17 protein-coding genes are annotated in these 22,532 nt (G+C 46.5%); 8 read left to right on the top strand and 9 right to left on the bottom strand.

The window, feature by feature from the left end; genetic code table 11:
• The first annotated feature begins 193 nt into the window (after nucleotides 1-193).
• From CEQ75_RS10210 to CEQ75_RS10195, 5 genes are all read left to right on the top strand, one after another.
• Nucleotides 194-2,479, top strand: coding sequence for a xanthine dehydrogenase family protein molybdopterin-binding subunit (locus tag CEQ75_RS10210; RefSeq protein ID WP_242965090.1), 2,286 nt, complete (start codon nucleotides 194-196; stop codon nucleotides 2,477-2,479).
• On the top strand, nucleotides 2,476-2,946 hold the full coding sequence (locus CEQ75_RS10205; protein WP_089610361.1) for a (2Fe-2S)-binding protein: 471 nt from the start codon (nucleotides 2,476-2,478) through the stop codon (nucleotides 2,944-2,946). The genes CEQ75_RS10210 and CEQ75_RS10205 overlap by 4 nt, the downstream gene beginning before the upstream one ends.
• Complete coding sequence (locus CEQ75_RS10200; RefSeq protein WP_089610360.1) at nucleotides 2,943-3,791, top strand: FAD binding domain-containing protein; 849 nt, start codon at nucleotides 2,943-2,945, stop codon at nucleotides 3,789-3,791. The genes CEQ75_RS10205 and CEQ75_RS10200 overlap by 4 nt, the downstream gene beginning before the upstream one ends.
• A 32-nt stretch (nucleotides 3,792-3,823) precedes the next feature.
• A complete protein-coding gene (locus CEQ75_RS18365; RefSeq protein WP_157677412.1) occupies nucleotides 3,824-3,988 on the top strand; it encodes a hypothetical protein in 165 nt (54 codons plus the stop codon).
• Between the two features lie 121 nt (nucleotides 3,989-4,109).
• Entirely contained in the window at nucleotides 4,110-5,180 is a 1,071-nt protein-coding gene (locus tag CEQ75_RS10195) for a uroporphyrinogen decarboxylase family protein (protein ID WP_089610358.1), read from the top strand.
• A 189-nt stretch (nucleotides 5,181-5,369) separates the two neighbouring features.
• Here CEQ75_RS10195 and CEQ75_RS10190 read toward each other — a convergent pair whose 3' ends face one another.
• The 7 genes from CEQ75_RS10190 to CEQ75_RS10160 form a co-directional block, all read right to left on the bottom strand.
• Nucleotides 5,370-8,741 (bottom strand): PAS domain S-box protein, encoded by a 3,372-nt coding sequence (locus CEQ75_RS10190; RefSeq protein ID WP_089610356.1) that lies wholly within the window; start codon nucleotides 8,739-8,741, stop codon nucleotides 5,370-5,372.
• Between the two features lie 919 nt (nucleotides 8,742-9,660).
• The gene (locus CEQ75_RS10185) at nucleotides 9,661-11,568 is read right to left on the bottom strand and encodes a tachylectin-related carbohydrate-binding protein (RefSeq protein ID WP_089610355.1); all 1,908 of its coding nucleotides are present in this window, start codon (nucleotides 11,566-11,568) and stop codon (nucleotides 9,661-9,663) included.
• A gap of 239 nt (nucleotides 11,569-11,807) precedes the next feature.
• Nucleotides 11,808-12,191, bottom strand: a complete 384-nt coding sequence (panD, locus tag CEQ75_RS10180; protein ID WP_089610353.1) for an aspartate 1-decarboxylase — start codon at nucleotides 12,189-12,191, stop codon at nucleotides 11,808-11,810.
• Between the two features lie 270 nt (nucleotides 12,192-12,461).
• Nucleotides 12,462-13,325, bottom strand: coding sequence for a pantoate--beta-alanine ligase (panC, locus tag CEQ75_RS10175; protein WP_089610351.1), 864 nt, complete (start codon nucleotides 13,323-13,325; stop codon nucleotides 12,462-12,464).
• 207 nt (nucleotides 13,326-13,532) lie between these two features.
• The gene (panB, locus tag CEQ75_RS10170; protein ID WP_089610349.1) at nucleotides 13,533-14,366 is read right to left on the bottom strand and encodes a 3-methyl-2-oxobutanoate hydroxymethyltransferase; all 834 of its coding nucleotides are present in this window, start codon (nucleotides 14,364-14,366) and stop codon (nucleotides 13,533-13,535) included.
• Nucleotides 14,359-15,240 (bottom strand): Rossmann-like and DUF2520 domain-containing protein, encoded by an 882-nt coding sequence (locus CEQ75_RS10165; RefSeq protein ID WP_157677411.1) that lies wholly within the window; start codon nucleotides 15,238-15,240, stop codon nucleotides 14,359-14,361. Before CEQ75_RS10165 ends, panB begins: the two co-directional genes overlap by 8 nt.
• Before the next feature lie 427 nt (nucleotides 15,241-15,667).
• Entirely contained in the window at nucleotides 15,668-17,110 is a 1,443-nt protein-coding gene (locus tag CEQ75_RS10160) for a TrkH family potassium uptake protein (RefSeq protein ID WP_089610346.1), read from the bottom strand.
• Between the two features lie 420 nt (nucleotides 17,111-17,530).
• Here CEQ75_RS10160 and CEQ75_RS10155 point away from each other — a divergent pair, with 420 nt between their 5' ends.
• The 3 genes from CEQ75_RS10155 (at nucleotide 17,531) to CEQ75_RS10145 (ending at nucleotide 19,691) form a co-directional block, all read left to right on the top strand.
• On the top strand, nucleotides 17,531-17,716 hold the full coding sequence (locus tag CEQ75_RS10155) for a hypothetical protein (protein ID WP_089610344.1): 186 nt from the start codon (nucleotides 17,531-17,533) through the stop codon (nucleotides 17,714-17,716).
• Nucleotides 17,717-17,890: 174 nt separating this feature from the next.
• Nucleotides 17,891-18,457 carry a zinc dependent phospholipase C family protein gene (locus tag CEQ75_RS10150; RefSeq protein ID WP_157677410.1) on the top strand — a complete coding sequence of 189 codons (567 nt, stop codon included), beginning with the start codon at nucleotides 17,891-17,893 and terminating at the stop codon, nucleotides 18,455-18,457.
• A gap of 19 nt (nucleotides 18,458-18,476) precedes the next feature.
• On the top strand, nucleotides 18,477-19,691 hold the full coding sequence (locus CEQ75_RS10145; protein WP_089610340.1) for a glycosyltransferase family 4 protein: 1,215 nt from the start codon (nucleotides 18,477-18,479) through the stop codon (nucleotides 19,689-19,691).
• 272 nt (nucleotides 19,692-19,963) lie between these two features.
• On the opposite strand, the gene CEQ75_RS10140 is transcribed toward CEQ75_RS10145, so the two are convergent.
• Together CEQ75_RS10140 and CEQ75_RS10135 are read right to left on the bottom strand one after the other, a co-directional pair.
• Nucleotides 19,964-21,202 (bottom strand): uroporphyrinogen decarboxylase family protein, encoded by a 1,239-nt coding sequence (locus CEQ75_RS10140; RefSeq protein WP_089610338.1) that lies wholly within the window; start codon nucleotides 21,200-21,202, stop codon nucleotides 19,964-19,966.
• Between the two features lie 325 nt (nucleotides 21,203-21,527).
• Nucleotides 21,528-22,523, bottom strand: a complete 996-nt coding sequence (locus tag CEQ75_RS10135) for a hypothetical protein (protein WP_089610337.1) — start codon at nucleotides 22,521-22,523, stop codon at nucleotides 21,528-21,530.
• Nucleotides 22,524-22,532: the final 9 nt, after the last annotated feature.

Below are 22,532 nucleotides of genomic sequence, written 5' to 3'. Positions count from 1 at the left end.
ACATCCATTTTGCTCCAAGCAGACTTTGTTTTAGCCTTTTTGGACATACCCGCTCCCAACGGACTTAGTCTGAGCCTATACGGATGCAGTTGCTTCCGGATCGTTGACCAAATATTTTGCGATTGATATCCTAACAAAGGATACAAAAAAATGCAGGAAAGCTTCATTAAAAATTGCCAAAGGAGGAGATTGCATGAAAGATTGTACCAAGGGTCACATGAAAATTGTCGGCGTCAGTCATCCTATCCACGATGCCAAAGCCAAGGTCCGCGGCAAAGCAACTTATGCCGGCGACATGGAGCTTGCCGGAATGCAGTACGCTGCAATGCTGTTGAGCCCCATACCGCATGCTTTGATTAAATCCATCGACCCTTCCGAAGCCCTAGCCTTGGAAGGCGTGGAAACGGTGTTGCATTGCTTCAACACCACAGAGAACCTGTTCAGCCGTTGGCACATATTATCCCGTCAGCCCGGTATTTATAATCAGGAACGGGTGTTTAACAGGGAGCTGAGACAGATTGGTGACCGTGTGGCTTGTGTAGTAGCGGATACGCCGGAAATTGCCCGCCAAGCAGTGAGATTGATAAAAGTGGAATATGAAGAGCTGCCCTTCACGACAGATGTGCATGAGGTACTGAAGGGTGCCTTAGGAGACATGCATCCCGAAGGCGCCATTTCTGAATTTGAGCGGGAAATGGGCGATAAAAGCCTGGTAGCTCAGGATTGCGTGGAAACAGTCACCCATAGCAGTTTGGACCGGGTCTCCCATACCGCGATGGAACCCCATGCTTGCCTGGCTTACTACGACCAGGATATGGATGAATTGACCATTTGGAGCCCCAACCAGGGGGTTTTTGGCATACGTTCTTGCATAGCCGATCTGTTTGAGATGCAGTATCACAAGGTGCGGGTGATCAAAACTACGATGGGCGGCTCCTTTGGAGGCAAACAAGACTGGATATTGGAACCTGTGGCCGCTTGCGCAACCCTGGCTACCGGCAAACCGGTGAAGCTGGTCTATAGCCGGGAGGAAGTTATGCTTAATACCTCATGCCGCTGCCCCTATATTGCGGAGGTTAAGTCCAGGTTTACGCGGGATGGTTTGCTGCAAAGTTTAGATCTTGATGTGATTTCTGACGCGGGTGCTTATCTGGGTAACAGTGTGGATTATATGATGTATCAATCCGTTGTACTGTCCCGCACCTTCAAATTTCCCTATGCCAGGTACCATGGACGGGCTGTCTGTACCAACGGTCCGACTTCCGGCGGTCTAAGAGGTTGGAGCTCAGGGGAATTGAGTCTCTTTGTAAATCACAACATCAACATGGCCGCCCGTAAGCTGGGCATTGATCCGTTGGAACTGTGTCTTAAGAATGTATATAAGCCGGGGGATATAGATCACGACAATCTTTCCATGGGAGAGATTCGCACTAAGGAATGTATTGAACTGGGTCGGGAGAAATTCCACTGGGATGAGAAAAAGCGGGCGGATGCGGATTTTAATCGTGAAAATAAGCGTTACCAGCGTGGCGTAAGTATTTCATGCGGCGGTCATCATAATGGCTATTACCCAATCGTGCTTGATTTTACGGGTGTTGAGATGCGTTTTACCGAAAGCGGCAGCGTTATCGTCAATGTTGCTCTCCATGACCATGGTTGCGGTACGGTGCAGGCTTTTAAAATGATTGCGGCGGAAGCGTTGGGTCTGCCGGTGGATATGATCCATGTAGCGGAAGGGGATACGGCCTACAACCCCGCAGATACCGGCTGTTATGCCAGCCGAACCATTTATGTGATTGGCCGTGCTGTCAAGGATTGTTGCCAAAAGCTGCAGGAGCAGCTGCTGCAAGATATGGCTCATGCGCTGGACATGCCCGTGGAAGACCTTGAGATCGTCGACGCTCAGGTGCGCGCCAAGAATGATCCAACGATCTGTTTTAGCTACACCGATGCGGTGCACGAAATCTTATACACTCTCTCAAAAGAAGTCTGGGTCAAGCACGAATATAACAATACAACCAACCCTGGCGTAACGGGCACGCATTTCGCCCACGTAGAGGTGGATACCTGGACGGGTATGATTAAAATACTGGATTATCTGGCCGTGCATGATATCGGTAAGGCCATTAACCCGGAAATATGCAGAGCACAGATCCAGGGCGCAGTGCTGATGGGCAGCGGCTTTGCCCTGACGGAGACGTTGCATACCAATCTTAAGACCGGTAAGAGCGTTTCCAGTTTGAAGGATTATCACGTGATCAACGCTTGGGAGGCGCCCCAGATTCAAGTATTATTTGTTGAGGATGGTCTCACGGAAGGGCCCTACGGAGCAAAATCTATTGGCGAGATTTCATTTGTACCGGTGACGGCCGCCATCGTGGGTGCTGTCAATGAGGCGCTGCAAAGTGATTTTTGCGAGTGCCCCCTGAATCCGGATAAAATCGTTGCCTTAATGCAGGAAAGGAGGGCAAAAGCATGAAATTAGAATTTACGGTAAATGACAAGAAGCGCGTTCTGGAAGTGGCTGCGGATAAGCGCCTCATCGATATCCTTCGTGAAGACCTTGGTCTTATGGGCACGAAGGAGGGCTGCGGCGAAGGTGAATGCGGCGCTTGCACTATCCTCTTAGATGGAAAAGCCATCCATTCCTGTTTGCTGGTGGCTGCCCAGATATCGGGCAGACAAGTAATAACCATCGAAGGGTTGGAAAAGAACGGTAAGCTTGACCCCCTGCAGTCGGCTTTTGTAGAAGAAGTGGCGATCCAATGCGGCTACTGTACACCAGGTATGATCCTCTCTGCCAAAGCACTTTTACTGGAAAATCCTGCGCCGACAGAAGCAGAGATACGAAGGGCACTAGCTGGTAATATCTGCCGCTGTTCCGGATACACCCAAATTTTACGCGCTGTAAATCGCGCGGCACGGGAAGGGGGAGCTGCCATATGAGTGTAAAAAGCTTTGCACCCCAGAATATGGCGGAATTGTTTTCAGACCTGGCAAAAATGACTCCGGAAAGCAAAATTATCGCCGGAGGCACGGATCTGAATATCCGCTTACATGGGGGCTCTGTCAAAACGGACGCCCTGCTTTATGTGGGCGGTATTAGTGAAATGCGTCAAATTGTCAAGACAGAGGATAAAGTTGAGATCGGTGCTGCGGCCACCATGAGTGAAATAGCAAAAAACCCGCTCTTACAAAGGGGCCTGGCTGCTATCGCGGACGCGGCTGGGGATGTGGGCTCTACCCAGATCCGCAACAATGCCACCATTGGCGGTAACGTGGCCAATGCTTCCCCGGCAGGTGATATTATAGTTCCCTTATTTATGTTGAAGGCGGAAGCGGTGATCGCGAACAGCAAGGGCCAGTTGCGGTGCGTGCCTATCTCTGAAGTGGTGTTGGGACCTAGTAAAAACAGCCTTGGCTATGATGAAGCCATCGTTAAATTCGTTCTGCCATTGCCCTTGCCGGGACGGCGCAGTGCTTTTGTCAAGTTGGGCTTTCGCAAAGCGGTGAACATTGCCCGGATCGGTTTGGCAGCCAGCCTGGAGGTGGCGGAAGACGGTCTCATAAAGGCAGCGGAAATGATGGTGGGCGCTATCTCCCTTGTACCCTTGCACATGGAAGCGGCCGAACAGTATATGCTTGGTAAGCGGCCGGATGAGGCAGTGGAGACAGTGGGCCAGATGCTTTCAGATTTGATCATGGAAAAAACCCCCAAGGAATTTGACCGGGATTATAAAGTGGGTGCCGCTCGTGGTGCAGTTGACGACCTGTTGAGGCGTTTTTGCTAAAATATCATTTGATCATTGAGTGGATATGGTGAGTGGATATGGTGAGTGGATATGGTGAAAATATCAGGGCGGACAGAGAATATTTAAACTTAAATACAGACATTATCCCAATCGGACATATCTTTCTCCCCATCGGACGCCACCCAGTTCATTTTGTTGACAATTTTGCTAAACCTTTATATGCTTTAGCAAAATAATAAACATTTAAGGAGGTGATGCCTTTGATGTAGGATAAACTTGATGCAGGATAAAAGAACCAATGTAAAAATGGTACTAACAATCAAAAATAATTTTGCATTCGTATAGGAGGCTTTTACTATGCTAAAAGAAATGACACCCAAAGAACGTATCAATGCCGCCTTCGCCGGTGAGCCCATAGACCACATTCCCGTCACCCCGTTTTTAGAGGGGGGTGTATGGTTAATGGCACGGGAAAACATGTCGTTCAATGACTTGTACAAAATGGATGACCTTGGAGTCAACATGATTGTCGATGCTTTTCTATCAATGAAAAGCGACCTTGTTATGTGTGGGTTGGGATGCTGGTTGGGCTGGCTGGAGGCTATCGGCTGTCCTATTGATATGAACAGAATTGGCTCACCAATAGAAATGTCTCCTTGCTTTATCGATGTAGCTAAAAATCCTCCTTTATTAGACAAGTCAAGTATCCGCGCTCAATTGGAAAACAGTGGGCTTGTTCAAAAAATGATGCAGCAAACACGTGAAATTAAGAAATCGGTCGCCCAAACACACCATGTTGTTTTTCCCATCGTTGCGCCCTTTTCCGCTGTCAGCATTATGGTAGGGATGAATGAACTCATGTTACTGTTAGCGGAAGCACCGGAAGTCGTTCCGGATTTGTGTGATTATGCAGTTGAATGTTGTTCAGAAATGGCAAACATGGCCTGTGAAAATGGAGCTGATATTGTCCTGCTTTCCGATCCGGTAGCTTCTGCAAATTTGATTAGCCTAGCTATGTATGAAAAATTTGCAGCGCCGTACTTGGATAAGGTGCTTGAAAAAATCGACAAATGCGATGATGTGCTATTGCATATTTGCGGTAAAGCTTTAGATAGAATACCCAGCATCAAACAAATGAAAAAAATCAAGGGATTTTCTATTGATTCTGTTATAGATTTAAAACAAGCGTTGGATGCAGCCGGACAGGATCTGATTATTATCGGTAATGTTGACCCAATTGGAATTATGTTACAGGGGACGGCTGAAGATGTATATCGAGAAACTTATAAATGTGCTGAAATTGCCGGGATGGATGGACGATTATTCTTAATGCCGGGATGTGATTTGGCTGCCGGCACTAAGGAAGAAAATATATTAGCAATGACAAAAGCATCATTGGATTATGCAGCCAAAGCATCTGCAAAATAAATTTGGAAGCAAACAGGGGCAAACAGGGGACGGTTCTTTGTTCTAGAACCGGCAAATAATCTTATTAACTGTAAACCCGGTAAGTCTGGATATCTCTTTAAACAAGGAACCGTCCCCTGTTTTACCCCGAACTGTCCCCTGTTTCCCCTTCTTAAAATCCGACCAGGTATGGTCCCTTGGCAACTTGATTTAGATTATTTTGATTAGGGATCCCCCCAAGACATTTTTTTCTATTTCGGTTGATCCTTTTTCAACATAAATAGGAAACCGCACATAAAATGTCGTTCCGGATGGCCCGGTCTCGAAGTCTATCCTGGCGTGGTGACGGGCGGCAATACTGTAACATACTGCCAGGCCCAGGCCCGTTCCATGCTCTTTGGTGGTAAGAAATGGGGTGCCCATTTTGTCCATAATTTCGGGAGATAATCCTGAGCCTTCATCTTTTATATACAGGATTACTTCATTGCCCTGCTGCCTGGTGCCAATCGTCAGAGTGCCATGGGATGACATGGCCTCCATGGCGTTACGGCACATGTTTATTATCAGCTGCCGCATCTCATTTTTATCTAACAGGACCTCAGGCGGATTACCCAAATCCAGCACGACTCCCATTTCTCTTAAATTAGCTTCCGATTGGATGATCGGGTATAATGATTCTATTCCCTTATCAATAGACCGGGGCTGCAAGTTGACCACTCTGTTCCTTGCCAATCCCAGGTATTCAGAAATGATCTGATTGGCTCGGTTCAATTCCTCGATCATAAGGTCAAAATATTCCCGGTCATTTTGGTATTCCTGCCTTTCTCCCAGAATTTGCAGGAATCCTCTGACGGCTGTCATGGGATTTCTGATTTCGTGTCCGATGCCGGCCGCCATATCCCCAATTAGGTTGAGACGGTCAAGACGAGCCATCTCCGCCTCCGTTTTTCTTTGTTCAGTGATATCCAAGGACATCTGCAAGATCAGTGTTGATCCATCTGTGTCGATAAAAGGAAAGTTATAGACATCCCAGATACTTCCATCCGGTGTTTGAGACAGCCAATTATGAGGTTGCCCGGTTTCAAGGGGGCGTAAAGACTGGCAAGACGCACAGGGCTGATTGAGGCCATGAAGAAATTCATAACAAATACGGTTCTTGGGATCACCAAACCTTTCCCGAAAAGTACGATTAGCAAAGGGAATATGGTAATCAGGAGTGAGGAGGCAAATGCTGACCGGCAGGGTTTCCAGTACATTTAACAATCTTTGCCTTTCCCCAGCGAGTTCTTTAGTTCGCTCCTCTACCCGAACCTCCAGTAGCTCACGGGCTTTCCTCACCTCTCCTTCGGCCTTCGCCCGCACTACCGCGTCCCAGGTTCGCTCCGCGGTATCCTGCAAAATAGCGATTTCATCTTCGGCCCACTTGCGCCGACTGCCTTGCAGTACGCCAAAATTGGCAACCCAGCGGCCATTTTTTATTAAGGGAACGGTTGCACTGGCATAAACTTGAAGCGAGGTACATGCTTCTCTTTCAGAAGCATTCTTCAGCGGTGTCGTAGTCTGATCCTCGATTACGAGGATCTCTCCCCGACGCAAAACGTCCATAGCCTTCCCGAAGCTGCTTACCGGAAAATCACCCGTAACTTTCGGGAAGCCATTACGCACATAGTTATCTTCGATATGGAATGTTTTGCCGTCGTCGGTAATTTCGTAGTACATAACACGGTCAACTTCCAAATGCTCACCAATAATTTGCATTGCCGTTTCTTGGATTTCTAAGGCGTCAGACAGCGGCCGCAGTGCGTCAGACAGCTTCAGCAGGAACGTCTTTCGTACATCGCTCTTCCGCAGCGCTACTTCGGCACGGGCGTGTTCCAGGCGTATCCATATACGGTTAGCAATTTCCCACAACAGGGCAGCTTCGTTGTCACGCCACTCACGAGGTTTGTTGTCTATGATGCTTAACAGGAAGCGCCACTGCCCGTCGACGCTTATTGGAACCATGATGAAGGACATAATTCCCAGTTTGCCACAGGATTCGGCGCTTACCCGCGGATCCGTCTGCGTATTGCGGACGATGCTGAATTCTCCGGCGTTATGCATCGCTAACTGCTCATCCGTGAGGAAATCCCGCATCCGGTAATTACCTTTCAACGAAATAGCACCTTCTGCATTCCAGCCGTAAGAGGCTGCAAGGTATTCGGGGTCTATGATAAGTTCGGAAAACGTGCACCAGGTCACCCCGAAATATGCTGCGATCATTTCGCTGAGGCGGTCCATCGTTTCCGGTATCTGATCAAGCTTGGCAAGCTCATTCGAAATTTTTAAAAGCAATGTCTGCTGTTGTTCATGGCGTTTGCGTTCGGTGATATCTTTTGCTACCGAGGTTCCGCCGATTATCCCGCCCTCCTTTGAAAGCAACGGTGCTGCTGAAACCGTTATCCAGTGCTCCTGTCCATCTTTTTCTGTGTAGGTAAATTCTATTCCGGGAACCACAGTATCGCCCCTCAAAGCCCTGGCCCCAGGCCACTGGTCAGGCGGAATCTCATTACCTTCCGGATCAAGGGCACACCATTGTTTTATTCCCCGCAGGTCCTTCGAAGGGATTATCCGGGGCATGTATAAATCCATTAATTCATTTTTAAGCAAAGGCTTTCCGCCTTTATCAAAAACCGCCACCCCGACAGGCAGTTGCTTCATTATAGATAGAAGATGACTCCGCTGTTTTTCCGTCTCTGAAAAAAGCCATTCCCTTTCTCCCTCGGCCTGTTTGCGCTCGGTGATGTCTGAATGTGTTCCAATATATTTTACCGGTCTGCCTGCTGCATCATAAAATATTTTAGCTTGCCCCAATACCCAAATATAGCCCTTGTCCGTCTTCAGCCGAATCTCCATCCTGACCTTAGGCCTTTGGCTGCTGCACGCTTCTTTATATGCCCTTAGAGCTATGTCCAAATCATCAGGATGAATCAGTTCCGCGAATGATTCCGCTACCTGCTTCGGGGACAAATGCTCCATGCCCAGTCTCTTTTTCCATTCCCTTGAATAGTATGTTTCACCTTTTTCAATGTCGTGAATATATGTACCTTCTGCAAAGCTGTCTATGATCTCGAGATATTCTTTCTCCTTGTTCTCCAATTCCTCAGCGCGGCAGCTCAGGGCATTCTCCAATTTCTTGCGTGCCGAGATATCCTGGGCGATGGTAATAAACAGCTCTCCCACACCCAGGGGAAATATTTGAACCTCGTACCATAGGCAGTCTGTAGAGATATGCTGGACAGATTTAAAGCTCTCGCCTGAGCGCAGAGCTTCCCCGCATATTTCGATCCATTTAAGATAGGCATAAGGAAATAGTTCCGTAATATGCTTATTGATAACCTGATCCCTTTTAAGCCCAAATGCTTTTTCAAAAGCCGGATTTACATCCAAGACAAGATAGTTGATTGGGTCACCATGATCGTCAAAAACCATTTTTGACAAGCACATTTGATCCGGGGTGTTGTTCCAGATTAGCCTAATGAATTCTGTTTCTGCTTCTCGAAAAAGGCCGTTGATGTTACCATTCTTTTGGTTATTGTTCATAAGATATTTGTCCCCTCACTCTACATATGAGGACAACATTCGGCTATTTGGCGCAAAATCCCTTTGGAGATAATGTCAAATAATGTCGAAAGAGTTATTTTTTAATTATCCCCGACGGAAAAATGATTTCTAACTCTCCATTAATATAATCCAGCATATAATCCAGCATTCCAAACCTTTTCTATCCTCTTCCGTGGGTTATATTTTAATTTCCATGGACCTGTTAAAGTTGCCCCAAACCTAGGTTTTCAAAGGCAAACAGGGGACGGTTCCTTGCAAACAGGGGACGGTTCCTTGCAAACAGGGGACGGTTCTTTGTTCTGGCATCAGTAAATCTTATTAACAGTAAAATCAGTAAATCTGGATATCTGCGTCGAACAAAGAAGCCTCCCTGTTTCGCATCATACCTGGATGCAGCCTGTGTCCCTCTGTTAAAGTTCTCCTTAAATTGTACTTTCTGCTTTCTCCAAGATAAATAATTTCCTTTAGTTTCCCCATATCCAATTGTTGTGCACTCCTTTCATTTTTATCTAAACCTTTGCCAGCAAATTTAATAGTCTGCCTTATAGTTTCATTTTTCTCTATTATTCATATACCTATTATATCGCCTTTTACCCTGAAGCAACTGGGGAAGTAATGTTTAACCGGGACAAGGTGCCTGTCCCCGTGTCCCCCCAATGTCCCTCTGGGCAAGAAAATAGCCCAACAATCAGTGTTTATCTGACTGTTGAGCCTTTTTGAAAGGTACTTCATTTTATTTTTTTGATGAAAAGATGGAACTGCTTACGCAGCTAACTTTTAGTTAGTTGTGCAACAGCCTCAAAATGGCTCCTCAAGATGAGAATACTTTCATTTTATTGATAAAAATCTTTTTTATGCTCTTGGGACAGTTGTTATGTTGAGATTGAACTTATCGGTATCATCTGGGTCCTTGATACGGAGCATCCATCAGCGTGAACACTTTCCGGAAAGCAGGCAGGTTACGTTTAATTTCTACTGGACCTTCCCAGACAGTGACAACCGACCATGCGGTTGGCCCTCCCGTTCCTGCCGAGGTTCCCGCGCCTGCTCCCCCCGCGGTAGGAATTTTCCGCTCACCGTATCGGTACCATAGGACCCTGCCGTCTCGTGTAAAGGCATAAAAAACGCCATTCGCTGCAGCCACGACCTCCTGGAATCCATTCCAGCCCGTTCCGATCTGTTCGTAGGGGGCCCAGTCAAGTGAGCCGGTCAGGTAGCCACGATGATGGTAGCGAAGGAGTACTCCATCCTCACGGACCGCATAAATAATTCCATCCCCTCCAGAAAAGACCTTGGCAAAATGTGCCCAGCCATTTCCGACCTTGATTTGGCCGGTCCATGTGGTAACGTCGCCACCGGACGCGGCGGCATGATGCCGATACCAGAGCAAATCACCATTGGGCTGGATCCCATATACTACGTATTCGCCACCTGAAAAGATTGACTTGAAGCCATCCCAGCCCCAGCCAACCTTGTGCGGTCCTTTCCAGCGGGGTGTGCCATCCCAGTAGCCATCATGCCCATACCAAAGCAGGTCACCATTGGGCTGAACTCCATAAATCGCAACACCGCCCCCGGAAAAGACAGAGGTAAAGCCGCCCCAGCCAGTACCGACCACTTTGGGACCCAGCCAATCAGTCGAGCCGTTCGGTCTGCTCGCCTCATCGTTGCGGTACCAATGAAGCTCTTCGTTTTGTGCGATCACATAGAGAACTGCTGGTGGGTAAACCTCTGTGATAGGGAACTGCCCAATAAACTGCTTCCGGAGCGATCCTGTGGCTGCGATGTGGGCAAGCGTCTCAGACATCTCATGCAATAGGTCAACACCGGCTTCAACTTCCGCTTCAAGCTCCAGGGCGGGCGCTCCAAGGCTATTAGGATCAATCGTGCACAGAACGTTGCCGCTTCCTATGTACTTATCAAAGAAGTCGCCGCGCTTCCGTTCACCATTCATCCAGTTTTGAACATCGTAATAAAAATAGCATCTACCGTCCGTTGGATACTTATTGCTGGAAACAACGTATGCATGAATTCTCCATTTAATGTGCTCAGCGATAGATTTCGGTATACTTGTAATGTATTCAGACTCTTCGTCAGCATATTTGTCGAATATAGGACGAATGGAGACAGCAGCCAGATGGCGTTCAATCCGCCCTTTATCATCGTCAAGCCGCCCAACTTCATTCGTCCGCACGACCCTTTCACGTGCAGACAGCCAGGTAAGGACAGCCGTCTGGTATATGGGCAGCGTCGGCTGATTCTTAAATTTTCCTTGCGCTGGATAGAGTTCTTTTTCTACGTACCCAGTTTGTGGGTTAACAACGTTTCTAGCCTCTACGTCCGTCCATTTCCAGATATCATAGTCATTCCGAAGGAATTTATCGATTAAAATACCAGCGTCATTGGCAAGGCGTACTGCTGCGATCACATCGTCTGCTGGGGTATTGATCAGATCCAGACTGATTCTCTTTGCTTCGTCGTTATAGTCCATCAATCGGTTTATTGTAGCCCGGTTTTCTGCAGTGGCAATCGCTAGGGTTAGATCATTCAGCCTGTTTTTAACTCTTTCGAGAATGAATTGAATATCGTTGATTTGCTTTTGAATAGACTGCAATGCTTGCTGCATAGTTGTTTCTTCCGTCATCCAACCTATAACCTCTGCAACGAAAGCCACTGCTTTAATTCCTACTGCGATGGCTGGACCATAGGGCGGCGGGGCAGCGGCCGCGATCGCTGCCACTGTATCCACGACAGAAGTTTCTAGTTCGGCATCGCCGTCTGTAAGCTTAATATCTTCATCTGGCATGAAATATCCTCCTTACCTTTTAAAAAGATGTGTGATCAATTCATATATTTTTTTAAAGAATTTCTTTTCTTTTTTCAAAATAGGAATTGTGACCACATATTTAAATTTATGTGATTATACCACTGCAATCGGATTAACCCCTCCCTTTTTGGAAATAAATTTAGACGCGCTTCCATTAGCCCTGACTTTTTTTCATTACTCACTTTTACCGTCGCTTTTCACCCTCTTTCTCTCTTTTTCTATTCCGTAGTACCATGGACTTCTTCATGCTTGATGCGGACGATGCTGTTTTTTTCATCCAGCACCAGCACCGTGGGTTGAAAAGCTTTGGCTTCCTCTTCATTCATCATGGCATAAGCGATAATGATGACCCGGTCCCCTACTTGCACCAGCCGGGCCGCGGCACCATTAATGCACACAATTCCGCTCCCTGCCTCCCCTGGGATGGTATAGGTCTCAAAACGCTCCCCGTTATTGATATTGACGATTTGCACCTTTTCTCCGTGCAGGATTCCCGCCTGCTTGAGCAGGTCGGAATCGACGGTCACGCTACCCACATAATTGATCTCGGCCTGGGTAACCGTTGCCCGGTGCAGCTTGCTTTTAAACATGGTCAAATACATATTTCACCTCATTATATTTTCTTCATAGATTTTTAACATAAGTTAAAACAGGGGACGGTTCTTTGTTCTGGTATCGGTAAAACAAGGGACGGTTCTTTGTTCTGGACATAAAACAAGGGACGGTTCTTTGTTCACATAAATAAAACAAGGTAAAACAAGGGACGGTTCTTTGTTCTGGTATCGGTAAAGTAAATCTTATTATCAGTAAAATCGGTAACTCTGGATATCTGCTTCAAACAAAGAACCGTCCCCTGTTTTATGTTTTACCCCCTAGATTGACAGCACTCTGTTGTCCAGCAGTCTCGCTTTGCTGAACTTCACGGCCACAGCCGCAAGAGCATTTTTTCCCGGCAGAATCTCGTCGATATCCTCCAGGGTTTCACCATCAAAAATTTCGCAATAGTCAATACAGGCGAGCGGATGACTTTCGATCTCCCTTTTAATGATTGACCTCAATTTATCGATCACGGCGTGGTCGGGAGTGTCCGATTTAAAATAACTCTCTGCCTTTTGCAGGGCATTGTTCAGACATACAGCCTGCTGCCGCTCCTCCGGGGTGAGATAAACATTTCTGGAGCTCATAGCCAGGCCGTCAGCTTCCCGGACAATGGGACATACCACAATCTCCACGGGGAGATGAAGCTCCCGCACCATTTTTTTGATAATCAGGGATTGCTGGGCATCCTTTTGACCAAAGTAAGCCCGGTTCGGCTGCATGATATTAAACAGGATATTCACCACCCGGGTCACACCCTGAAAATGGGTGGGCCGAGAGATGCCGCACAGTTTCCTTGTGATCCCCCCTGTGACCGTTACTTCCGTGGAGGCGCCGGGAGGGTAAATCTCTTCTACAGCGGGCACGAAAACCACATCTGCTCCCGCCTCCATGGCCAACTGATAATCACGATCCGTGTCCCGGGGGTAGCTTTCATAATCTTCCCCCGGAGCAAATTGAGTAGGATTGACAAAGATACTCACTGCAACCAGGTCATTTTGATCTTTTGCTGCTCTGATCAGGGATAAATGGCCTTCGTGGAGGTAGCCCATGGTGGGCACAAAACCCAGTGTCTTGTTTCTGCGGTCTGCCTGCTGAAACCAATCCTGTAAATCTGCAGTTGTTTTAATGATGCTCATAATCTTGTCTCCTTTATTCTAAACCAATATCATCAAACATCTAAATGCTGTCATTCTGGGATAAACAGGGGACTGGGATAAACAGGGGACGGTTCTTTGTTCTGGCACCTGTAAATTTATTTTCAGTAAAATCGGTAGGTCTGGATTTCGATGTCAAACAAAGAACCGTCCCCTGTTTTACCCTACCCTGTTTTACCCTGTTTTAAATTAATAGAGCTTCTCCAGGACATCATCGCTGATGGAGAAGGTATGCTGTTTTTCGGGAAATTGCTCTGTCTTTACATCGCTGATATATCCGCCCACGGCATCGACGATGGAGTTCTTCAGATTGGCGTACTTCTTGACAAACTTGGGTGTTAAATCGGAATACATCCCCAAAATGTCGTTCACCACCAGTACCTGCCCGTCGCAGTACCGGCCGGATCCAATGCCAATGGTGGGGATAGTCACCTTTTCGGTGATGATACGAGCCAAGTCTTCCGGTACGGCTTCCAGCACCATCGCAAACGCACCGGCTTCCTCCAGGGCCAAGGCATCTTCAATCAGGGCCTGGGCAGCTCCCTCTTCCTTGCCCTGCACCTTGAAGCCGCCAAAAACATTTACCGACTGAGGCGTAAGGCCAATATGCCCCATCACCGGGATTTGCGCCCTGACGATGGTCCTTACCGTATCGGCAATGATTTTGCCCCCTTCCAGCTTAACACTGTTCATTTTACCCTCCTGAATGAAGCGTCCCGCATTCCTGACCGCCTCTTCTCTATTGATCTGATAGGTGAGAAAAGGCAGATCCCCCACCAGCATGGCATGCTTTGTTCCTCGCGCCACACATTTACAATGGTAGATCATTTCATCCATGGTGACCTCCATCGTGGATTCTTTGCCCTGCACCACCATCCCCAGGGAGTCCCCCACCAGAATGGCATCGATTCCACAGCCGTCCAGGATTTGGGCCATGGAATAATCATAAGCGGTTAACACGGTGATCTTTTCGCCTTTTTGTTTTGCGGCGGCAAAGGATTGGGTTGTAAATTTATCATTCATGATCTTGATCCTCCAAAATCATTTTTATTTTTTCCGACTGTTCCGGGGTCAGCCGTTTTCCTTCAATCATTTCAACAGTTTTCAGGCCTAAAGCCTTGTAGAGATCCAACTCTGTGGGCAGCTCTTTTTGTATCCTTTCCATATGAAGGTGCACCGTATTCAGATCCCCGCGCACAATAGGTCCGGTCAAGGCAGAAACTGTGCCCTGCCGCTGTATATTGGACCAGGTACCTTCCACGAGAGGCTTGATCGCCTGCAGGATATCCTCCTCTTTCATGCCCACGGCGGCAAAATATCGCATCCCGCTCGCAAGCAGAGTGACGAAAAAGTTAGAGATCACCGAAGCCCCGGCATGATATAAGGGCTTCCTTTCTCCATCAATCAGGCTGTAATGGCCCCCCGTCACTTCTAAGATTGTTTTCCCCGCTTCCAGGGCTTCTGCGGTTCCCTCCAGAGAAAACCAGGCCTCTTCCAGCCCCTGGGCACCGGAGACAGGATCCCCTAGGCTCTGCAGGGGATGCATGCTGCCCACACTGCCCCCTGCCCTTTTGATCCCGGCCAGAATATTCGCCGGGTGGGCGCCGCTCACATGAAACCAAATTTTTTCCCGATCAATAGATTTTTGCTCGATCAGGAGGGCGGCATGAGCATCAATTTCCGCCAGCACCTGATCGGGCACGGTAATAAACAAGATCTCACTGACTGCGGCCAAATCATCCATATTCAAATATGCCCGGGAACCTGTGAGGTCTGCCCCTGTCCGAGCCGACTCTATCGTCTTGCTGTAATAGCCGGAAATATGCAAGCCGTGGTTTTTAAAATAAAGCCCCAAGGCTTTCCCAGCCTTACCGGCACCAATAAATCCAATTTTCAAAAGCATCACCCTTTGATTAAATGTGCAGTTCTTGAAAATAAAAAAATCCTCTTCATCTGTCCTGTTGCTTAACTTAATTTTAAGCATACCCCGCTGACAGACGAGAAGACCTCTTGCATGGCTTAATTGGATCATAACTGTCTCTGTCACAGGGATCAAAGCAGATTTTATGATATTTTCATGTATTTATTATGTCATTATTTCATATCACTATTTCATGCATTTTTTCATGCATTTTTTCATGCATTTTTTCATGCATTTTTTTGTGCTTTTCTATCCAGAGTATCATCCTTAAACTTGCGTGTAGTTCATCAAGATACCACCGCTTGACGGTTCTAAAAGAACCTGCCACATTTATTTTATTTCAAACCACGGAATTTTTCAATATTTTTTTTGCATTTAGCACATTTAGCATCAATTAGTTTTACTAATTCTTACGCCAAATATTCGGAAAAAACAGGACCAAAACAGTAAATATCTCCAAGCGGCCAATGAGCATGCAAAAACTAAGCACCCATTTACCGGCTGCGGGTACAGCGGAAAAATTGCTGACCGGGCCCACTGCTCCTAATCCCGGCCCGCAATTGCCCAGGGTCGTCATCACTGAGGTCAAGGCTTCGAGCAGGCCTAATCCGATAGCGCCCATGGCCGCTGTTCCCAGCCCAATAATCACGATGTACAAAAAGAAAAAGAGCATGGTATTCATGAGTACGTCACTGGTGACGATGCGCTGGTCAACCTTCACAGTGCGCACGGAGCGGGGATGAACCAGTTTAAACAATTCAACCGCCGTATATTTAAAAAGAATCAGGATCCGCCCTACTTTTATTGCCCCGGCAGTAGATCCGGCACAGCCGCCGATCAGCATCACCAGCAGCAAAATAATTTTAGATAAAGGCGGCCAAAGGTTAAAGTCCGTACTCATCATCCCGGTCGTGGTGATCACGGAAGACACTTGAAAGGCTGATGCCCGCAAAGTTTCTTCAATTCCGCCGGGCTGATGGTGCATCAGATCAAGAAAAATCACCAGGACAGCACCCAAAACAATAAAAAGATAAAGCTTAAACTCTTCGCTCTGCCGGAAGCTATTGATCTTTTTGGAGAAAGCCAGATAATACAATGCAAAATTTGCCCCGGAAGCGAACATAAAAATGGTCAGCACCCACTGAATATAAGGATTATAAAAGCCGGCACTTAAATTTTTGGTAGAAAAGCCACCGGTAGCCGTAGTACCAAAGGCATGGCATAGAGCATCAAACAAGCTCATACCGCCCAGGAGCAACAACACCACCAGGATCGCGGTAATTATTACATAAGTCCCCCAAAGAATTTTGGCCGTTTCTTTGATCCTGGGTTTAATTTTCTCCGCCACCGGTCCGGGAGATTCCGCTTTAAACATCTGCATGCCGCCACCCCCTAACTGGGTGAGCAGGGCCACAAACAAGACCATAATCCCCATGCCCCCCAGCCAGTGGGTCAGGCTGCGCCAAAAGAGAACCCCATGGGAGACAGCTTCGATATCCGTCAGCACACTGGCCCCGGTGGTGGTAAATCCGGACATGGTTTCAAAATAAGCATCGGCCAGGGAAGGCAGTGTGCCGGAAAACAGATAAGGGAGAGCACCAAAAAATGACACCAGAATCCACCCCAAGGTAACAATGGCGTAGCTTTCCCGCTGGCGCACGGTTTCCTGGGATTTAAAAGAGCAGTAAAGAACTCCCCCGGCAAAGAGGGTGCAGATCATGGCATAAAAAATCGGCAGAGCATCTTTTTCCTGATAATACAAAGACCATAAAAGGGGAAAAAACATGGACGCGCCGATAATCAGCAGCAGCTTGCCTAAAATATTAAATACTAGTTTGATGCGCATAGCACGCCTCCCAATTTTTGAGCAGTTCATCTTATTATCCCGTTATTATCCCACGTCCAACATCAATCATTATCTAATGAGAAAAATGGCCTTTCGAGAAAAGTTTATATTCAATGCCATTTTTTCTATGCAAGGATTATAATCCCAACGATGCCTTTGAGCAATCTTTTGCCAATATACAGCCTGTGCACAAAGCAATTAACCGGTTCCTCATTTGATTAAGCCTCCTTTTTAAAAAATTTGTGCCTTTCCCTATCTCTCAGACGTTTTCAACCCTAATTGGTTCCCATGATTGAGAGAAAACCATCAAACATCCCAAATGCTTACGGATTATTTTCCTCTCAGAACAGAATGATAAAAAGGCTTTTTTAACAAGCTTTTAATGTTCCTATAAAGCTAATTTAATAAAAAAATCGTACTATGAAACAAAGAGAAAGTAACGGGCAAAAAATCGTAAAAAAACAAGGTTTTTCATCACATTATATCGAATTTATAGCTAAGAAAATGATGAAAATCACCCTAAAACTTAAAGAAAACTTGGCTTATGCCAAGCCGCAGGCTGCGCACGCCAGAATTTCTAAGCCCTGTGTTTTTGGCAAGGCGTAGAAATTCCAGTCTTTTAGGGGAAGCCTTAGTTGCACTTATACTTTCACCCTTTTAAATTAAACTTTCTGAAAGTAAAAAAAGTTTGTCAGACCTGTATCATTTGCCCGAATCTGCCATATATTAAAATTCGGCGGACTTGTTCACAAACCACAGAAAATGAGGTATATTAATCATATGGAAACGAAAAGTCATCTTCTTTTAGCTAAATATCTGCTGAAACAGCTCCCCCATTTTGATTCAGCCCTCTATCAAAAAACATTTATTTGGGGTTGTATTGAACCGGATGTCAATATATTTACTTATTTGAAAGGTTCTCTTGCATGTCAAAGGCTCAGAGGGCATAATTATAACAATACACGAAAATACACCGCATCATTACTGGAAAAGCTGCAAGGCAAAAGAAGTTGGAGCCTGGGGGAGTTCTTCCGGCTGGGGAAATTAATGCACTATCTTTCCGATGCCTTCACTTATCCCCATAACGAGCATTTTCCGGGAACTATTTGGGAGCATTGTGCCTACGAAGCGCGGCTTCATGAGTACTTTACAACTTACTTGCTGAGTGACCAAAAGAAACCTTTGTTCAAGGATCTCCCCGGGGATATGGGAGAATATATCGGTGAGGCTCACAATCAGTATCTAAGAATATCCGGAGATATTAAGAACGACGCGAAGTTTATCACTCAGGCAACGAGTCGGGTCATGGCCGCTTTGATGCACAGATTACCGATGGTATGCCGCTAGAAACGTGAGGTGCCTTATTTTGAAAATCCTGCTTACAACTGACTGGTATGCACCGACAATTAACGGAGTTGTTGCTTCTGTCTTGAACTTAAGAAGAGAACTGATGCTGCGCGGGCACGAGGTCCGCGTTCTGACCTTGTCCCAGACCACCCATTCCTATCAGCTAGGCGGCGTCACTTACATCGGATCGATAGGAGCAGGAAAAGTCTACCCCGGTGCCAGGATCAAAACTGCTTTTTCCTCCCGCCTTGTGCAAAATCTTGTGGAATGGCATCCTGATATTATCCATTCCCAATGCGAATTCTCCACCTTTATGATCGCGCGCAGAATTGCAAAAAAACTGGATATTCCCATCGTCCACACCTATCACACGGTCTATGAGGACTATACCCATTATTTTTCACCCAGTAAACGATGGGGCCGGCGCATGGTCGCATCCCTGACCCGCTGGATCATCAGGCAGACCGATTGTGTGATCGCGCCCACGGAAAAGGTGCGCACATTATTACTCGGCTATGGGATCGACCGGGAGATCCGGGTCATCCCAACTGGTATCGACCTCAGCCGGTTTACGGAAACACCCCGGCCGGCTAAGCTCCTTGCCATCAAAAATAAGTTAGACATTCCGGAAGAAAACCTTATTATGCTCTTTGTCGGCCGCCTCGCTAAAGAGAAGAACCTGGAGGAATTGCTCCGTTACTACGCCAAGCGTCCTGCAGAGAAACTGACTTTCCTCATCGTAGGCGACGGCCCCCACCGGGGTGCCCTGGAGCATCTCGCGGCAGATTTGGGTATCGGTGATTCTGTGCGCTTTACCGGCATGATCTCACCGGAACACATCGGCGCCTACTATCATCTGGGAGACATCTTTGTCAGCGCATCCGTCAGTGAGACCCAGGGGCTTACTTATGTGGAAGCTATGGCTTCAGGCTTGCCTATCCTTTGCCACCGGGATAAATCCTTGGACGGCGTTATTGTTGAAGGCAAGAACGGTTGGTTATATGAAAACGAACAAGAATTTTTTGCTAAACTTGATTTATTCCTGAGCAGCAAGGAACTGAGGCAAACCATGGGCAGGAACGCCGCCGAGATCACCCGGCAAATGTTTTCCGCCGCTGCCTTTGCGGAAAAAGTGGAGGGTGTCTATTTCCAGGTCCTGTGCGGGAATGAGGAAAATAAGACCATGAGCTGCCCGGCGGAGATATCGCAACAAAGAGCTTTCCCAAGAAATTGATCAATATTGGTAGCCCAATCATATGCTCCTTTGCAATCATATAAATTTATCTTTCTGAACGCATAAAGAAAACTTATACTTTCAACCTTTAAAATTTATACTTTCTGAAAATAAAATACAAAAATCCCGCTGCTGATAGCGGGATTTTTTATTGAATTTTATTTTATAATGAATATTGAATATAGAATATTATCGAATATCTGCTTTCAAATTCTGAAGAAAAACACAGCCTGCAAACACAGAAAAAGATGGAACCGGAAACTGAAATTCAATTAATATTTACCATAGGTCCTGGTGGTTTCCGCCCAGGCTTCCATGTTCTCCCGGTTGGCATTATCCAAGACGATGGAACAGTCCATAATAAAGCCGCCGTCACCGGCGCAATTATCAATTAAACGCTTGGTTTCGTCAATTACCTTTTGCTTTTTGCCATAAACCAAAAGGGAGGTCGGCAAATTACCGCAGATACAAGCTACCTGACCGACGGTCTTCTTCGCTTTAACAATATCCACCTCATCAAACATATAAATAACCTTTCCCTTCGGCACATCAGAGATGACTTCTAAACGGGTGTTGTATTTCCCTTCGCAGAACACATAAGGGGTAATATTAATATCAATCAAAGCCATGATCAGTTTTTTCAAACCGGGCCAATAAAATTTTTCATAATTAGCCGGACTCATAAACTCATCCACACCGCCGTGGAGGGGAATAAAGACAAAGTCTACGCCCAGAGCTTTGGCTGTTGTGGTCGCTCTTTCAACACATACCTCGGTCATATAATCCAAGACGGCCATTAATTGCTCCGGCCTCTGATAAACATCATTGGCCGTATTAAGCAAGCCGCGAATATTGTCGGAAAACATATCATAAGGACAGTTTTGCGCCGTGGCAGCACCCATGGGATAACCTTTCTGAATAATATGTTCAACAATAGAACCCATATGTCCCAGCCATTTGGCTGCCGCTTCCCCCCCTCGTTTTAAAGCTTCCAGCGCCTTCTGCACATCAGGCTGGGCAAAGGTGCTTAATTCGATATAAAGAGAGTATTCGATGGGATTTCTAAATACCAGCTTGGAAAGGGGCTCAAGATCCTTGAATTTTCTGGGATAAACCTTGGTCAGGAAAAAATGCGTGGGATCAAGTAAAAATTCTTCATATTCATCATCATGCAAAAATGTTTGGTCACCAATCTGGAAGGAAGTATTTAAAGGAAGATTGTGCTCGGGGCCAGGCCATTTGATGTAACCACAATTCATGGCCTCCATCGGGGGAATCGGATACAAAACTGGTGCCCAGGCCATATCCGGCTCAAAATCATCCAGAAAACCATCTACGCCAGGCAAAACATTCCTGACATCCATCATGGCATCATACATGGAAATATTATATCCATTGGCATAATAATTGCCAACCTTAGGTACAAAAGGAACAGTATCCGGTTTTTTTAGTGCGATAACATCCTTAATACGGTTGGAACGAATTTGAAACATTTCCTGTGCATTTGTCATGGTAGAACCTCCCCATATTTGTTATTTTATCATCTTATCATTCACATGATGCTGGGAATTTATACGGCCAGAAATCATTTTGCGCCCATATCTTATAATTTCATTATAAGACAAACTGAAAAATTAAGCAATATATTTGTATTATTTCAACGTTTGATCAATATATTCATATTTACATTTCTCATTTAACAGGTTGTCATAAAATTCTTCACCTGGGGTTCAAATGATATTGGGGTTCTTCATTGCCATGACTTTTTTGCTTTCCCCTTTCTGATTGCTGCATTCCAGATCCTACATTATACATCCTACATTCATATCCTATATCCTACATGCTTTCCAATATACGCCCAATCTGAGGGGCCAGGATCCGGGCTCCTTTGTAATTGACATGATTAGCATCCCGAAAACAATCTCCTCCCATCAGGGTCCAGTCCCGATAGAAGCTAAACTGATAGAGTTTTGCCAAGTGATTGAGATAGCGGATAAAATCCTGCTCCTGCTGGGGATATTCCCGGCGGATCATTCCTTCCAGGAGAGGAGTTTTAGGGAGGTGAATAAGAGCCACCGCCAGTTCCCTTTCCTTTAATTGATCCAGGATTTCTTCCAAGACGAAAGTCTCCGGTTCTCCCAGACGAAAATCCGTCATCCAGGAGGAAGCCAGTCTCCGGGCATAATCATAGCTTTTTCCCCCGGCTGCTTCCTGAGTTACGGGGGGAAGCCCCCCAATGCCCTCCTGCTTTGGTACTGAAAGTCCCCCCGTCCCCAACTCTGACCAGATATACTTAATTGTCTCCCACCATTGTTTTTCCATGCCGTAGGTATAGAAAATTTTACTTAACAGCAGATCCGCCTGACGCTCCGGTCCGGGAACCATCATACGCTCCTGAAAGGAGGCCAAAAAGCGAAATTTGCCATCAAATCTGATGCTCTGGCGGTCAAAATAGTGTTCATTGACAGAAATCAAAACCCCCTCCAGATGGGGCAAGCGGGGCAGAACTTCCTCCAAAAAATAGGCAAAATCCGTAGGTTTCCCGGCGTTAATGCTGAGATTTAAAATACTTTGGGGAGAACACCCTAGTTCCTTGGCCACCAGACGGGGTCGAATCCCATCCCGGCTTTGGGAATCCCCCAGCACCAGCCAGCGGATTTCTGCCAGTTCTTCATCTGTTTGTCCGTCAATGAGCCTCTGGACAGCTTGGAGCTGCCCCACACTGCTGCCGGGGACAAGGCCGTAAAAAGAGAGATTCCGGGCGACACCCCACTCAAAGAGGGTGCAAAAAATCAAAAACCAGATCAGTCCATAAATTTTTTTCATCCCCAAACCCTTGCC

Source organism: Dehalobacterium formicoaceticum (assembly GCF_002224645.1).
In the GTDB taxonomy this organism is placed as follows: Bacteria; Bacillota; Dehalobacteriia; order Dehalobacteriales; family Dehalobacteriaceae; genus Dehalobacterium; species Dehalobacterium formicoaceticum.
Note: the sequence above shows the minus strand (reverse complement) of the source record. Positions and strands in the feature narration are given on the sequence as shown.